At 35.8% G+C, this 16564-nt stretch carries 16 protein-coding genes; 2 read left to right on the forward strand and 14 right to left on the reverse strand.

The window, feature by feature from the left end; genetic code table 11:
• The first annotated feature begins 116 nt into the window (after nt 1-116).
• Both QGN23_RS03520 and QGN23_RS03525 read left to right on the forward strand, forming a co-directional pair.
• Complete coding sequence (locus QGN23_RS03520; protein ID WP_282905651.1) at nt 117-950, forward strand: helix-turn-helix domain-containing protein; 834 nt, start codon at nt 117-119, stop codon at nt 948-950.
• A gap of 65 nt (nt 951-1015) precedes the next feature.
• Nucleotides 1016-1582: a DUF417 family protein gene (locus QGN23_RS03525; protein WP_282905652.1), complete on the forward strand. Its 567-nt coding sequence runs from the start codon at nt 1016-1018 to the stop codon at nt 1580-1582.
• Between the two features lie 114 nt (nt 1583-1696).
• On the opposite strand, the gene QGN23_RS03530 is transcribed toward QGN23_RS03525, so the two are convergent.
• From QGN23_RS03530 to QGN23_RS03595, 14 genes are all read right to left on the reverse strand, one after another.
• Complete coding sequence (locus QGN23_RS03530; RefSeq protein ID WP_282905653.1) at nt 1697-2806, reverse strand: pseudouridine synthase; 1110 nt, start codon at nt 2804-2806, stop codon at nt 1697-1699.
• Nucleotides 2807-2958: 152 nt separating this feature from the next.
• Nucleotides 2959-3855: a UbiA family prenyltransferase gene (locus QGN23_RS03535; protein ID WP_282905654.1), complete on the reverse strand. Its 897-nt coding sequence runs from the start codon at nt 3853-3855 to the stop codon at nt 2959-2961.
• Nucleotides 3856-3926: 71 nt separating this feature from the next.
• Entirely contained in the window at nt 3927-4853 is a 927-nt protein-coding gene (locus tag QGN23_RS03540) for a mevalonate kinase family protein (protein ID WP_282905655.1), read from the reverse strand.
• 117 nt (nt 4854-4970) lie between these two features.
• Nucleotides 4971-6452, reverse strand: coding sequence for an MFS transporter (locus QGN23_RS03545; RefSeq protein WP_133440417.1), 1482 nt, complete (start codon nt 6450-6452; stop codon nt 4971-4973).
• A 99-nt stretch (nt 6453-6551) separates the two neighbouring features.
• The gene (locus tag QGN23_RS03550) at nt 6552-7730 is read right to left on the reverse strand and encodes an acetyl-CoA C-acyltransferase (protein ID WP_282905656.1); all 1179 of its coding nucleotides are present in this window, start codon (nt 7728-7730) and stop codon (nt 6552-6554) included.
• 83 nt (nt 7731-7813) lie between these two features.
• Nucleotides 7814-9073: a nucleoside permease gene (locus QGN23_RS03555; RefSeq protein ID WP_282905657.1), complete on the reverse strand. Its 1260-nt coding sequence runs from the start codon at nt 9071-9073 to the stop codon at nt 7814-7816.
• 15 nt (nt 9074-9088) lie between these two features.
• Entirely contained in the window at nt 9089-9685 is a 597-nt protein-coding gene (locus QGN23_RS03560; RefSeq protein ID WP_133440414.1) for a bifunctional nuclease family protein, read from the reverse strand.
• Nucleotides 9686-9826: 141 nt separating this feature from the next.
• The gene (locus QGN23_RS03565; RefSeq protein ID WP_282905658.1) at nt 9827-10774 is read right to left on the reverse strand and encodes an electron transfer flavoprotein subunit alpha/FixB family protein; all 948 of its coding nucleotides are present in this window, start codon (nt 10772-10774) and stop codon (nt 9827-9829) included.
• 25 nt (nt 10775-10799) lie between these two features.
• On the reverse strand, nt 10800-11546 hold the full coding sequence (locus tag QGN23_RS03570; protein ID WP_282905659.1) for an electron transfer flavoprotein subunit beta/FixA family protein: 747 nt from the start codon (nt 11544-11546) through the stop codon (nt 10800-10802).
• Between the two features lie 92 nt (nt 11547-11638).
• Nucleotides 11639-12343: an SDR family oxidoreductase gene (locus QGN23_RS03575; protein ID WP_282905660.1), complete on the reverse strand. Its 705-nt coding sequence runs from the start codon at nt 12341-12343 to the stop codon at nt 11639-11641.
• A gap of 153 nt (nt 12344-12496) precedes the next feature.
• Nucleotides 12497-13876: a dipeptidase gene (locus QGN23_RS03580; RefSeq protein WP_282905661.1), complete on the reverse strand. Its 1380-nt coding sequence runs from the start codon at nt 13874-13876 to the stop codon at nt 12497-12499.
• A gap of 93 nt (nt 13877-13969) precedes the next feature.
• Nucleotides 13970-14239 carry a hypothetical protein gene (locus tag QGN23_RS03585; protein ID WP_282905662.1) on the reverse strand — a complete coding sequence of 90 codons (270 nt, stop codon included), beginning with the start codon at nt 14237-14239 and terminating at the stop codon, nt 13970-13972.
• Between the two features lie 90 nt (nt 14240-14329).
• Entirely contained in the window at nt 14330-15481 is a 1152-nt protein-coding gene (locus QGN23_RS03590) for a class I SAM-dependent methyltransferase (RefSeq protein WP_282905663.1), read from the reverse strand.
• Between the two features lie 641 nt (nt 15482-16122).
• Nucleotides 16123-16494 (reverse strand): GxxExxY protein, encoded by a 372-nt coding sequence (locus QGN23_RS03595; RefSeq protein ID WP_282905664.1) that lies wholly within the window; start codon nt 16492-16494, stop codon nt 16123-16125.
• Nucleotides 16495-16564: the final 70 nt, after the last annotated feature.

The raw sequence follows: 16564 nt of genomic DNA on the forward strand, positions 1-16564 counted from the left end.
AGGAAGACCTATTTTAGTCCTCTAAAAAGTTAGAGGCAATTTAAAATATTTGTTTCAAAACATCCTAAAAAAATTTCACAATCAATGAAATCATTCAAATACTGTAATTTTACAAAATGAATAATTCAAATTTTTCGGTTCTTCAAAAACAGAACAGCGATTTCGAAAAGGTCTTCAGCGACGCTTTTTATCACATTTTTCTGTTTGATGGTGAAGGAAAAATATTGGTCGATTTTGTAGAATATGAATTCAAAGGACAAACGGTTTTCTTCACTTCCCCTTTTCAAAATATCCAAATTATCACTGAAAATAATATTGAAATACAGATGCTGAGTTTCCACGGTGATTTCTATTGCATCGAATTTCATAAAAAAGAAGTCGCCTGCAATGGTTTACTTTTCAATAATATTTATCTTTTTCCACATTTTTCTTTAACTAAAAATACTTTCGATGAAATCTATGATTATTTTTCAAAGATTAAAGAAATAAATGTTTCCGAAGATTTCTCAGGTGCGGTTTTGCGGTCTTATCTTCAATTAATTTTAGCGATTTCCAGCAAAGAAAAAAGTAAATTTCTACCATCGGCCGATTTAATGCAAAAAGATTTCAAGGAGCTGAAAGACTTTCAAAATTTGGTAGAGCAACATTTTCTGGTGGAGAAAAGTCCGGCGTTTTATGCAAACTTACTTCATATTTCTCCTAATCGTTTAAGTAAAAAAATAAAAGCAGAATTCTCGAAAACACCTTCGCAAATCATTCAGGAACGTGTAATTCTGGAAGCAAAAAAACAAATTCATCTCACCAGAAAATCAATGAAAGAAGTTGCTGGTGAACTCAATTTTGAAGATGAATTTTATTTCAGCAAATATTTTAAAAAACATACCGGAATTTCGCCCACTCAATTCCGCGAAGAAGCAGGAATTTCTATCGTGGCAGATTTGTCCAAATAATCGCCAAAATCGTCCATTTTACTGCTGATTAATTCGACCTAAATTTGCCTATAAATCAAATAGATATGTTAGAATTATTAGCCAACTCACAACGCAAATTTATTCATCTTTTAAGAATTGGAATTTTCATTGTGATGGCATGGATTGGTGGTCTAAAGGCTTATCAATATGAAGCCGACGGAATTATTCCTTTTGTCGCAAATTCGCCTTTTATGAGTTTCTTTTTGAACCATAAAGTTTCAGACGGCGATAATTACAAATTACACAAAAACAAAGAAGGAGAAGCAGTTGCCGAGAATATCAAATGGCATGAAACCAACGGAACTTACGCATTTTCGTATGGTTTAGGAACAGTAATTGTCGCTTTCGGAATTTTGGTTTTACTCGGAATTTGGTTTCCAAAAATAGGACTTATTGGTGGGATTCTCACCTTCGGAATGTCGATTGTAACTTTAACATTTCTCATTACTACCCCAGAAGCTTGGGTCCCAAATTTAGGTGGCCCAGATCACGGGTTTCCTTATTTATCCGCAGCTGGAAGATTGGTTATAAAAGATATCATCATGCTTGGAGCCGGTTTGGTAACCGCTTCAGATTCGGCAAAACAACTGATTTTAAACAGAGAAAAATAGTTTTTTTCATAGTTTGTGTTTTTATGTTTTAAACGAAACTTCCCAAAGTGAATCACCTTGGGAAGTTTTTATTTTATTTTATTTTTAGAAAAATGCGTTTTTATTTTCCTGAATTTATATCATTTTCAAAGTATTCACTTCCAAATCAGTTAAGATTCTCCAGTGACCACGTTTGATGTTTTTCTTGGTTAATCCTGCGAATAAAACACGGTCAAGTAATTCAACTTCGTATCCTAATTTCTGGAAAATACGACGTACTACTCTATTCCAGCCAATACTCAATTCGATCCCGACTTCATTTTTAGGTTTTCCTTCGATATAAGAAATGCTGTCAACTTCAGCAATTCCCTCTTCCAAACGGATTCCCTCCTGAATCATATTTAAATCTGCTCTGTCTAATTTCCGATCCAAAGTCACGTGATAGATTTTTTTCATGGCAAAAGATGGATGCGTCAGTTTCTTCGTCATGTGACCATCGTTGGTCAACAGGATTACTCCAGTTGTAGAACGGTCTAATCTTCCTACCGGGAACAATCGGTAAGGTGATGCATTTGCCACCAAATCTAAAACCGTTTTTCTGGCTTTGTCATCTTTGGTGGTAGAAATATATCCTTTTGGTTTATTCAATAAAACGTAAACCGGTTTCTCTGGCGTAATTCCCTGTCCGTCGAAAACCACTCTGTCGGTTTTCTGAACCTGGTAACCCATTTCTGTTACAGGCTTTCCGTTCACTTCTACCAAACCTTGAGTAATTAAATCATCAGCTTCTCTACGGGAACAAATTCCTGAATTCGCGATGTATTTATTTAAACGGATTGATTCTTTCGGAGTTTCTTTGGCTAATTTATCAAACCTTCTCTTTTGTACAAATGAACGGGTTTTCTCCGCTTCATCTACAGGAACGAAAGGTTTCTTGTAAGGCTTTTTAACGCCGGATTTCGAAGGACCTTTATCGAATTTACTGCTGCTGTCAAAAGATTTTCCGATTCTTTTTCCCATCTTTCGGGAAGCTGGTTTATCGAAAGTTTTCTCGTAAGATTTCGCTTCCGATTGAGACATCAGTCTTGGTTCTCTCGGTGCTTTTGGTTCCTTCGGCTCTTTTCTTTCTACTGGTTTTTCAGTTCGCGGACGAGCAGATTTTGTTCCTCGTGGTTTCGGGGAACTTCCTGAATTAGAAATTTTGCTAATGCGTGGCTTCTTATTACCATTACTGTCTCTGCTCATGTTCTGAAAAATTTATCTGCAAAGATAAGGTATTTTTTGTTTGTTTAAATGCGACTGCGCAATAAGATAAAATTTAACATCTGCAATCTTAAAAAAATTTAATAGTAAAAATAAGACCGTTGCTCAAAAATTATTAAAAAAGAGCTTCAGTTTTAAATAAAATAATGCTGATGAATTCCGTTGGCCAGCATAGCGATAATGCCCACAAAAATCCAGATTCTAAGCATATTCAAATTGATAAACTTCGAATATTTGGTTTTATTTAAAGCTAAAAATACCGAGATGATTTGAATAAAAATACTTGCTGCAAAATAATAACTCATAATACTGTGCAAGCCCATTTTCCAGATAATCAATCCGGAAGAAATCTGCGCGACAATTAATAGCGTTACTATAAAAGCACCTGAAGTGGCAGAACTGAAATAATTAGGAATAGTAGTGTAACCAAAAACTTTGTCTGCATTTTTGGTTAAAGTATCTTTAATAATATCGATAATTAAAAGCATCAGGAAAATAAAAACAGACATCAAAAAGATCTGTACTGAAAAAGTTTTATAATAAAACAACATTCCAAAAAACGGATATAACGATAAACTTACGAAAGTTAAATTATTAATAATCAATAATTTACTCAATTTATGACTGTAAAACCACATTAAAAACTGGTAGATCAGAAAGAAAAAGAAAACCCGCACAGAGATCATTCCCGCGATTCCCAGCGAAAATAAATTGAGGACGATATAGGCATAAAGAAAATACTTCTGTTTCAGGAAATTTTGAATTTTTGTCCGGAATGGTTTGGTGAGCTGATCTTTTTCGCGGTCATAAAACTGATTGATAATTCCGCCTGCCAAAATACTTAAAACAGAGCAAAAAATAATGCCGTGAACTTTGAAATCGAAAACGAAATTCCGCAAACTTTCTTCCTGATTAAAGAGAAAAAAAGTAGAAACATATAAAGCAAAAGTAAGCAGTAAAGCGACGAAAACCCGTGCACCCATCAAAAAAGCAATGAATTGAGAAAACCGATAAAGTAAGGGATTTTTCATGGAGCGTAAAGTCACAAACTGCTTAATTAAAATTGAATTTTGATCGGTGGTTTTCGACTTTTACGAAAGATCTAGAACCTGTAAATAACTTCTTTGTGGAAACCTTCAAGCATCTTTTCTGCTTTCTTATAGTCTTTGGTAAACCCCAAAATATAACCGCCGCCGCCACTTCCGCAAAGCTTAAGATAATAGGCATTGGTATCCAATCCTTTTTTCCAGACATTATAAATACTTTCAGGAATCATTGGTTTGAAATGTTCGTAAGCCCAGACAGAAAGACTCTTTAGATTTCTAAAAAGCGGAGTCATTTCTTTTTTCAGAAAAGCATCAATACAGGCATTGTTGTAGCGGATAAATTCCTCTTTCATCGTTTTACGGAAACCTTCAGTCTTCATTTTTTCAAAGAAAATCTGAACCATCGGTCCGGTTTCCCCGGTCATCCCGGAATCGATTAAGAAGATCGCTCCTTTCCCTTCATGACTTGCCGGAATAGCAACTTTATCCACGCTTTCTTTGCTTTCGATAAGAATCGGCAGATTCATATAACAGATCAGCGGATCAATTCCTGAACTTTTTCCATGGAAATAACTTTCCATTTGACCGAAAATAGTACGGAGATTCATAAGTTGATCTTTAGAAACCTGTTCTGGTTCGTAACTTTTTATCGAATATTTTTCAAAAATAGCGGCAACTAAAGCCCCTGAACTTCCTACCCCATATCCTTGCGGAATATTGGAATCGAAGAACAATCCCTTTTTGATATCCTTTTTAAACTTAGAAATATTGAGTTGAAAAACCTCTGGAAGTTCTAAATCTTTTAAATAATCAGAATATTTCAGCAGCGAATCATTTGATTCTTTATCAAAATCGCTTTTTAAATCAGAAAATTTTAATGTTCCTTTATAAAAACTATAGGGTAAAGTAAGTCCCTGCGAATCTTCGATAATACCGTATTCGCCGAACAAAAGAATCTTTGCGTAAAATAAAGGGTTGGTCATATTTTAATTTAATCCATTGATTTACAGTTGCAAATGTACGTAATTTTAATTTAACAACTCTGCAAAAATAAGCAATTATTAAGCTAAAATTACAAAAGCAATACCAATCTGAAACTGCTATTTTTCTTTCCCCATTTTTACTTTCAAAAACCGGATTAATACCAGTCCTACAAAGAAAAAGGCCGACATCGATAAAGCGGAATATCTCATATTATGGTATTTTTCAATGATGGTTGCAAAAATGAATGTCCCAATAATGATAGCTATTTTTTCCAATACATCATAAAAACTAAAGAAGGTCGTATTATCCATACTATTTTCCGGCAATAGCTTTGAGTAGGTAGAACGCGACATTGCCTGCAAACCACCCATTACCAAACCTATAATTCCGGCTATTACGTAGAACTGGATTTCTACATTTGGATTTTCTTTGTTGAGGAAATATGCTGATAAACAGGCTACAATCCAAAGTACAATTGCAATCGAAATTACATTCTTATTCCCAATTTTGCGGGATAAGCGTGAGAAAACAACTGCTCCGATAATCGCTTCAATCTGAATTAATAATAAAGTCATAATTAATTTATCCTGTTCCAGATTGATTTCGCTCTTCCCAAAAAGTGTCGCCATCAAGAAAATGGTTTGCATTCCAACGCTGTAAAAGAAGAAACTCGACAGGAAAAATTTCAAATTTCTGTCCTTAAATAAAACCCTCCCAACTTTAAATAATTCCCTAAAGCTTTGCTTAGCAATATCAAGGTAAAAGTGAAGATTATCATTTAAAACCACCCAAATTCCCCCTTGTTCTTCATGTTTTTCAAAAATATTTTTATAATTCAACAGCACCAAATCTTTTGGTAATTGTTCTTTAATATTACCAAATTGGGGCAAATGCTTGAAAGTGTACTGGGAAAAACCAAACCACCACGCTCCTGTTAGCAGAAAAGAAATTCGGGTATAAATTTTCGCCTGCTCCGCATCTTTAGCAAAAACCTGAATGAGCAACAAACAAATTACCACTAAAACAACAGAACCTAAATAGCCATATACATACCCTTTTGCAGAAAGTGCATCCTGCTTATCGGGAGTTGCAATATCCGGCAAAAAAGAATTATAGAAGACTAAACTCCCCCAGAATCCGACACTGGCCGTAATGCTGAATAATAAGCCCAGAAATACATTTTGCATTCCCGTAAACATCGCTAAACCCATACAGGAAGTGGCTCCCAAATAACAAAAAAATTGCAGAAATGATTTTTTGTTCCCAATCGTATCTGCCAACGATGACAAAAATGGTGACAGCAAAACTACAATCAGAAATGAAATGGTCAAAGAATATCCGTAAATCGCATCTGGCTGATACTCTTTTCCGAAAATCTTAATCATGTGCCGAACAGGAACTTTAATCCACTGTCCGGTTTCTTGCACGTACTCGCTTTTCTCAGAGGCCGTGGTAAGAATCGAATAATAAATCGGGAAAATAGTCGATGTAATGACCAATGAATAAACAGAATTTGCCCAATCATACAAAGCCCAGGCTTTCATGATCTTTGGATTATTCTTGATATTTGGAGTTTGTAGAGATTCGTTTTCCGACATTTTTTTAATTTATTAAACAAAAGTAACAAAACCATTAAGAATCTGCTGAAAAAATAAACAGTTATTCTTAATGGTTTGATTGAAAGACTATTAAATATTCTATAAGTTTTCGATAACAATGGCCGAAGCTCCGCCGCCGCCGTTGCAAATCGCCGCTGCACCGTACTTGCCGTTGTTTTGTTTCAAAACATTAATTAAAGTAACAATAATTCTGGAACCTGAACTTCCAAGCGGGTGACCTAAGGAAACCGCTCCACCGTTCACATTCACTTTAGAACTGTCAAGACCCAAAATTTTATTATTTGCTAAACCCACAACCGCAAACGCTTCATTAAATTCAAAAAAGTCGATATCTGAAATTTCTAAATTGGCTTTTTTCAACGCGATAGGAAGTGCTTTTGAAGGTGCCGTTGTAAACCATTCCGGAGCCTGCGCCGCATCAGCATAAGAAATAATTTTTGCTAAAGGTTTTAATCCTAATTCTTCCATTTTTTCTTTGGACATCAAAACCAAGGCAGATGCTCCGTCATTTAAAGTGGACGCGTTTGCTGCAGTTACCGTTCCATTTTCTCTTTGGAAAACGGTTGGCAAAGTCCCGATTCTGTCGAAGTTTACTGATTTATATTCTTCATCTTCAGAAAAAATAATTGGATCCCCTTTTCTCTGTGGAATTTCAACGGAAACAACTTCGTCTTTAAATTTACCTTCGCTCCAGGCTTTTGCCGAACGTTTATAAGATTCAATTGCGAACTGATCCTGATCTTCTCTCGTAATTCCATATTCGGCTGCACATTTTTCTGCACAGACTCCCATGTGAACTTTATTGTAAACATCCGTTAAACCGTCGAGCACCATTCCGTCCAACATCTTAACATCGCCTAATTTAGTAGCATTTCTTGCATTGTAATAATGTGGAACTGAAGACATATTTTCCATTCCACCTGCAACGATTACGTCCTGGTCACCTGCTTTGATGGACTGTGCAGCCATCATCACGGCTTTCATTCCTGAGGCACATACTTTATTGACGGTTGTGGCGGGAGTTTCATTGGATAAACCTGCTCCCATTAATGCCTGACGAGCGGGTGCCTGGCCTTCTCCGGCCTGCAGAACATTTCCCATATATACTTCCTGAACGTGTCTCGGGTCAAGATTTATTTTGTCTAAAGCACCTTTAATTGCAGTTGAACCTAATTTTGTAGCCGGAACTGAGGCCAAACTTCCCAAGAAACTTCCCATTGGAGTTCTCACTGCTGATACGATGAATACTTCTTTCATTATGTAGAATTTATATTTATTTTAAGTACGCCAAATTACAAAAAAAAACACACTTTGAAAAAGTGTGTTTGGTATTTTAAAAATTAGTGCGTTAGGTCGGCAATAACTTCCGGATCGTGCTTATGTTTAAACATTATGGCAAATAATATCGTAATTACTAAGGCATAACCTGCGAAAACAAGCCAGATTTCCTGCCACATTTTATCACCATTTTCGAGCGTGAAATATTGTTGGATTAACCAACCGCTTAACAGACTTCCACCAATTGCACCGAAACCATTAGTCATCATCATAAACAGACCTTGTGCAGATGAACGGATTTTATAATCAGTTGTTGTTTCCACGAAAAGAGATCCCGATATATTGAAAAAGTCAAATGCCATCCCATAAACGATACAGGAAAGAATGATCAATCCTAAACCAAAACCTTCCGGTCCGCCATAAGCGAAAAATCCGAAACGTAAAACCCACGCAAACATCGATAATAGCATCACATTTTTAATTCCGTATCTCTTTAAAAAGAAAGGAATTGCCAAAATAAATAACGTTTCTGAAATCTGCGAAATTGACATGATCAACGTGGAACGTTTTACGACAAAACTGTCAGCATATGCCGGGATTTTCCCAAAATCTGATAAGTAGGTATCGCCGTACATATTGGTCAACTGCAGCGCCGCACCCAGAAACATTGAGAATAAAAAGAACAACGCCATCTTGTAATCTTTAAGTAAAGAAAACGCATTAAGTCCTAATTTTTCTGATAAAGTAGCATTGGCAGGAATTAAATTCTGCGGCGGACACTTTGGCAACGTGAATGCATAAATCCCTAAAATAAAAGCCACAGCAGCCGCAATATAAAACTGAGATCCTGAATCTTTATTTCCTGTAAGATTGGTAATCCACATGGCTACAATAAATCCGATTGTTCCCCAGACACGAATTGGTGGGAAAACCTTTACAACATCGTAATTATTATTTTTCAGAATGTAATAAGCGATAGAATTCGACAGAGAAATCGTCGGCATATAAAACATCATCGCGATGAGCATGATCCAAAAGAAATTTTCAGGAGTCGAGATAGAAGGCAAGAATACGAGAATAATCCCGTAAAGAATATGCAGGATACCGTACAGTTTTTCTGCATTTACCCACCTGTCAGCGATGATTCCTACAAGAGCAGGCATTATAAGAGAAGCAATTCCTAAAGTCGCAAAAACTTTTCCAAATTCCTGACCACCCCAGTGTTTTGTTCCGAACCAGTATACGCCAATAGTAATCAGCCACGCTCCCCAAACAAAAAACTGCAGGAATGACAGAACGGTTAGTCTTAATTTTAAATTCATAATATTATTAAAATTTTAGTCGATTTTATTTTTTCTACGTTTTATTTCTTCCTGAATTTCTAAAGCTGCATCGAAATCTTCGTCTTTTACAGCATCTTCCAGCAGTTTATTGAGTTCTTCTGAACTGAGTGCGGCCAAATTTCCTTCCGGCTCCGGTTGCTGATCTGCATCAGTTTCTTTTGAAGGCGCATCGAGTTCCAGTAAAATACCTGCTTCATTTAAAACCTGTTGTGTGGTATAAATAGGTGCATCAAAACGGACAGCCATTGCTACAGCATCAGAAGTTCTTGCATCTAAGATAAGCTCCTCTTCCGTCGTCTTATTTTTAAAATTGATATTAGAGAAAAATACGCCATCAATAATTTGATAAATAATGACGGAAGTGATCTCAAAATGAGTGGCCAAAACGAATTTGGAAAATAAATCGTGCGTAAGGGGCCGCGGTGGATGAATATCTTTTTCTAGACCTAATGAAATAGACTGTGCTTCAAAATTACCGATTACAACCGGCAGTTTGACATTGCTTTCCTCATGTTCCAAAAGCAGGGCATAAGCGCCAGATTGCGTTTGGCTGTAGGAAATTCCGCGAATGGTTAATTTTTTATAATCCATGAGACAAATATAAATGAAATTTTCACATTATGAGTTTTGATCCGTCTTTTTTGTTAAAAAATAAAACAAAAATCATGAGTAATTTACAAAAAAAAAGTCCAAAATAAATTCTGGACTTAAGTTGATATTCAAAAAAGGGATTTATCCTTTCAAGGCTTTAATTTTCTCAGTTAATTGCGGTATGATCTGGAATGCATCTCCTACGACTCCATAATCCGCAGATTTAAAGAAAGGAGCTTCGGGATCGCTGTTGATAACCACAATTGTTTTAGAAGAATTCACTCCTGCCAAATGCTGAATTGCACCGGAAATTCCGACCGCGATATATAAGTTGGGCGAAATTGCTTTACCGGTTTGTCCAACGTGTTCAGAATGTGGTCTCCAGCCGATATCAGATACCGGTTTTGAACAGGCGGTGGCGGCACCTAAAAGATTGGCCAGGTCTTCAATCATTCCCCAGTTTTCGGGACCTTTCATTCCACGACCCGCAGAAACTACGATTTCCGCTTCTTTCAAATCCAGCTTTCCTGAACTCTGTTCGTGAGAAATTACCTTGGTATCTTCATTTGCTACCGATAAATTTTTCACTTCTTCTGAACCTGAAACTGCATTTTCTTTAATACCGAAAGCATTTTGAGAGACAGTTACAATAACTCCAGCCGCGTCTGCCTTAGCGTGCATGATTCCTTTTCCGGAAAAGGCTCTTCTTTTGACCTGGAAAGGAGAAAGGCTTTCTGGAGCTTCCAAAGCGTTGGTAATCAGAGAATAACTCTTCATAATTGCCAACATCGGTGCAACAGATGAAGCGTCAGTGGTGTGTGGGAATACGATAATATTTCCGTCTGCAACTTCGTTTACCGCCTGTGCATAAGCTTTCGCACTGAAACCTTTTAAACCTTCATCTTTAATATTAAGGACTTTGTCTGCCCCGTATTTATATAATAAATCTGAAGAATCGGTAGGATTAATGGAAATTGCGGTAACGGTTTCTCCATTTTTACCGGCGATTGCTTTCGCATAAGAAACTGCCTCGAATGCTGCTTTTTTATAGATTCCGTTTATATTTTCTGCATATACGTATATTGCCATGATTGATTTTGTTTAAAGGTTAGAATTAAATTACTTTCGCTTCTTCGTGAAGTAATCTTACCAATTCATCAAGGTTGTCGGGAGCTACCATTTTCACAGCTGCTCTCGCCGGTACAGCATCAAACGAAACTGCGTCCACTTTTACTTCATTATTAGCCGGTTCATGAACGGTTAAAGGTTTTGATCTGGCAGACATAATTCCACGCATATTCGGGATAATTAAATCTTTCTCATCAACCAATCCTTTTTGACCTGCAATCACCGCCGGAAGTTTTACCGAAATCGTTTCTTTACCGCCTTCAATTTCTCTTACTGCAGTGGCTTCAGCACCATTCACTTCCAGGCCAACACAGGCATTTACGAAAGGTTGATTTAATAACTGAGCTACCATTCCTGGAACTGCTCCACCATTATAATCGATAGATTCTTTTCCACAGAAGATTAAATCATAACCGCCACTTTGCGCGATATTTGCGATTTCTTTCGCAACAGAATAGCTGTCTTTTGGTTCAATATTAATTCTGATGGCATCATTTGCACCGATGGCCAATGATTTTCTGATCACTGGCTCTGTGCTGGCATCACCGACATTAATTACGGTAACGGTTGCTCCGGCAGATTCTTGTAATTTGATTGCTTTGGTTAATCCGAACTCATCTAATGGATTAATCACCCACTGAATTCCATTTTTGTCGAAAGCAGATTTGTCTGCTGTAAAATTAATTTTGGACGTAGTATCTGGAACACTACTGATACAGACTAATATTTTCATGTGCTAATATTTATTGTTTTACTGTTGGCTAAGATAAAAAATTATTTACTATGCATGCATAGTATTTAGAAAAAATTATATTTCATACATAATTAACCTTTTGGCTGTAAAGGTCTAATCTCTATTTTACTGGCTAAAGTGCGTGGATTCATTTTAAAAATATCCATGATCAATTGACCAATATCTTCGGGTTGAATTTTCCAGGCATCTTTTTCCGATGGTTCATTTCCATTAAAATGAGTAGAAACCGAACCCGGCATGATGGTGGAAACTTTAATGTTGTATTTTCTCAAATCAAGCATTGCAGCTTGTGTAAAACCTACTGCGCCAAATTTTGAAGCATTATAACCCGAACCGTTTTCAAAAAAATTGGTTCCTGCTAAACTCGAAATGGTGATAAAATACCCTTCCGTTTTTTTAAGCTCTTCAACCGATGCTTTCAAAGTGTGAAAAATTCCGGTAAGATTGGTGTCAATCATTGAAGACCATTCTTCAACAGAAAGTTCATCTACGGGTTTAAAAATTCCGACGCCCGCATTTGCAATGACGTAATCAATTTTTCCAAATTTTCTGATGATTTCGGCAACTGCATTTTTTTCGTCTTCAAAGTTTTTCACATCAGAACCGATCCCAAAAACAGGTGCTTCCATGGTCGATAACTGTTCTGCAACTTCTATCGCATCCTCTTTTCTACGTCCGGAAATTGCGACGGTGATTCCATGTTTATGGAGTACTTCTGCGATTCCTAAGCCGATCCCCTTTGTTCCGCCGGTAATATAAGCGACTTTATTTTTCATGATGTATTATTTGCTTAAAGATAAAAAAAGTCTGTGACTTAGAAGAATTTCTGTAATTTTAAGAAGACAACAGCTCTATTTTGGAAATAGATCAGTTTAAAAAATAATGGTTTAACAGTAAGAAAAAAGCACCTTAAAAAAAGTGCTTTCTATCTATTTGGAATAATTCTCAAAGAAAAGTGGAATACTTTCAATTCCTTTATAAAAATTAAACAAGCCGTAATGCTCATTCGGCGAGTGAATCGCATCGGAATCTAAACCAAATCCCATTAAAACAGATTTTGCTCCCAGAACCTGTTCGAACATCGCGGTGATTGGAATACTTCCGCCACTTCTGTAAGGAAGAACTTCTTTTCCGAAAGCAGTTTCCATAGCAGTTTTCGCCGCTCTGAATTCTTTGGTATCGCTTGGCAAAACATAAGGCATCCCACCATGGTGCGGAGTTACTTTTACTTTCACATTTGCAGGAGCGATTTTTTCAAAATAGGTAGTGAACTTTTCCGTGATTTCTTCTGGAGTCTGATAAGGAACCAATCTCATTGAAATTTTAGCAAAAGCTTTTGATGGAATGACCGTTTTCGCGCCTTCACCAATATAACCGCCCCAAATTCCGTTGCAGTCTAAGGTCGGACGGATCGAGGTTCTTTCTAGAGTCGTATATCCTTTCTCCCCTTCTACTCCATTCAAACCGATTGATTTTTTGAAATGTTCCTGATCGTCTTTTAACTTGTTCATTTCAGCTCTTTCTTCAACAGAAACAGTTTCTACATTATCGTAAAAACCATCTATCGTAATATGTCCGTTTTCATCAATTAAATTGGCAATCATTCTCGAAAGAACGTGAATCGGATTCGGAACTGCGCCTCCGTACAGACCGGAATGTAAATCCCTGTTTGGACCTTCCACTTCAACTTCTACATAACTCAAACCTCTCAAACCGGTGGTTACCGTTGGTTGTTCGTTGGAATAAATATGGGTGTCGGAAATTAATATAACATCGCACGCTAATTTCTCTTTATTTTCATTCACGAAATCTTCCAGACTTTTTGAACCAACTTCTTCTTCACCTTCAAAAATAAATTTTACGTTACAAGGCAAAGTATCGGTTTTCATCATCGCTTCAAATGCTTTGATGTGCATGAAAAACTGACCTTTATCATCGGCTGAACCTCTGGCAAAAATGGCACCTTCAGGGTGAATTTCAGTTTTCTCAATATACGGTTCAAAAGGTGGTTTGGTCCACAACTCCAGTGGATCTGGTGGTTGTACATCGTAATGGCCGTAAACCAAAACGGTCGGTAAATTTTTATCTAAGAATTTTTGACCAAAAACAATCGGATATCCTTTGGTCCCGCAAACTTCTACATCATCAGCACCGGCATCTTTCAGGAATTTTGCCACTTCATCAGCACATCTCAGAACTTCCTCTTTATAAGCAGGATCCGCACTGATAGAAGCTATTTTTAACAATTCAAAAAGTTCGTCAACATAACGCTGTTTATTTTCCTGAATGTAATTTAAGGTTTCTTGCATTTTATTTTAATTAAAATTATTGAATATCGAACTTTGTAAAAATAAAAAAAATGTCCCGCCGAAGCAAGACATTTTCTAATATGTTTTAAATACTTATTTCTTCTCCGCAGAAGCAGCACTGTCTTTTTTAACGGTAACTGCCGGCTGAACTGTAACTTTCGTACTGTCTGAAGTCATCATTTCGGTAGCTTTTTTAGCGTCTGCCGCCTGCACCGCCGCTGTTGCTTCATCGCTCATCACGTCATCGCTGTATCTTTCGACACCGTCCTGCATTTTCAAAACTCCTTTATTTCCACCTGCCGGAACTTTTTTACAACTGATAGCTAAACCTGCGATTGCAACGACTAAAATAATTTTTTTCATATCTACTTGATGATAATTAGGAATTTTTAAAATTTTCAATGCCCCAAAAGTAAGAAATATTAATATTTACCACAAGGTTTTCGATGAATTCTAAACACTTCTTAAAATAATTTTATTTTTCTGGGTTTGAGTAAAAATTAAGTAGCCGGTTCCACCATCCTTAATTTTATACTTTTTCTTGATTTCATCTGGGGTTAATGGATAATTCTTTGAAATAATATTGAATTTTTCTCCTTTCTTAATTTCTTTAGAATCAATAATTTCAACCTTTAAAATCCTGCCCGGGAAACTTTCCACCAATTCATCGGAAGTATAAAAATGCGTATTGGGATGAAGTTTTTTTAAAGCAAATTGTTCTGAAACACTATTAAAACCACCTGATTTCAGGACTGCATTATTGGGAATATATAAATACTGGAGCGGTTCTGAATATTCCGAAACCGCAGATCGCTCTTCTTTATAATTAAAGGAAAAAGAGTTTTCCTCACTTTCCAAATTGATGCAGGAAACCGTAGTATGGTCATTCTCTTTTTCTGAATTTATAAAAACCAACAATTCCTTCACTTCATTTCTCACTGCGATAATCTGAATTTCAACAATGTTTTTTAACACTGAAATCAAATAGGAAATATCAATGAGCGGTGAAAGTTTAATGATAATTTGGTCGGAAATCTTTAACAACCGGGCTTGGATTTCCAAAAGGTTTGGCGACAGATCTTCAAGGAGAAATTTTTTATTTTTTTCGGAATCCCGTCTGGCAGGATCGAGATAAATTAAATCAAATTTTTCTTTATTTTCAGCCAAAAAATTCTCCAAATTTTCATTAATAAAATTGGCTTTTCTTTCAAGAATTCCCCAATTATGTTTTACAATTTCTAATAATTCAGAATTCTGTTCTACCAAAGTAACTTCCTCAAAATTTTGACTTAAAAAATAAGCGTCAATTCCAAAACCGGAAGTCAAATCGATAAAGCTTTTCCCGCTCAAATTCTTTGCCTTAAATTCTGCCGTTGCTTGCGAAGAAGCCTGTTCCAGATTTAAGTTGGGTGGGAAAATAATTCCTTCTTTTAATAAAAAAGGAAACTTCTTTTGAGCGACTTTTTTGCCTTTGATCTGCTGCACTATTTCCTGCATCGAAACTTCCGGAAAAGGCGATTTTTTCAATAACAAAGAATGCAAATCCGTTTTTAGATTTGCATTGATAAATTCTTGAACTTTTGCGTCTAATATTTTATGTTCCACGTATTTAATTTTAAATTAAATGCCACGAATGCACGAATTAATTCAATATCGGAATCTGTAACCAGGTACAATTTGAAACTATAAATAATTCGTGTATTTGTTGCAATCTATAAAACAATTCTTTTATAATTCAGTTTTTCTTCACCAAAATTCACAATCAAAACTAATCTGTTTTCAGAAACCTTTAAGTAATTGAAATGCCACGAATGCACGAATTAATTTAATATCGGAATCTGTAACCAGGTACAATTTGAAACTATAAATAATTCGTGTATTTGTTGCAATCTATAAAACAATTCTTTTATAATTCAGTTTTTCTTCACCAAAATTCACAATCAAAGCTAATCGGTTTTCAGAAACTTTTAAGTAATTGAAATGCCACGAATGCACGAATTAATTTAATCTCGGAATCTGTAACCAGGTACAATTTGAAACCATAAATAATTCGTGTATTTGTTGCAATCTATAAAACAATTCTTTTATAATTCAGTTTTTCTTCACCAAAATTCACAATCAAAGCTAATCTGTTTTCAGAAACTTTTAAGTAATTGAAATGCCACGAATGCACGAATTAATTTAATATCGGAATCTGTAATCAGATACAATTTGAAACTATAAACAATTCGTGTATTTGTTGCAATCTATAAAACAATTCTTTTATAATTCTGTTTTTCTTCACCAAAATTCACAATCAAAGCTAATCTGTTTTCAGAAACTTTTAAGTAATTGATGGCCTGAGACAAATCAACATCAGCAATTTCTTTTTTTCCTTTAATTTCTAAAATAATTTTATCAAAAACAACAAAATCGGCGTAAAACAGATGTGGCAAAACAATTCCTTTGTAAACAACCTCATGTTTTTTTTTCCTCACATAATCAATTCCTGCATTCCTAAACTCAACTTCCAGCGCGTCTTTATAAACTATTTCCGAAAAACCAAAACCTAAATAATTATGGATTTCCATACAGATTCCAATAATTTCGTATGATTCTTCTTTGTAAATAATTGCCATAAAAACTGATTTTGGTAATTCAACATTTTAAATGCTTATGCAAGAAAAGAAGCCAAATTCGTGAATTCGT

The organism is Chryseobacterium gotjawalense, assembly GCF_030012525.1.
In the GTDB taxonomy this organism is placed as follows: domain Bacteria; phylum Bacteroidota; class Bacteroidia; order Flavobacteriales; family Weeksellaceae; genus Kaistella; species Kaistella gotjawalense.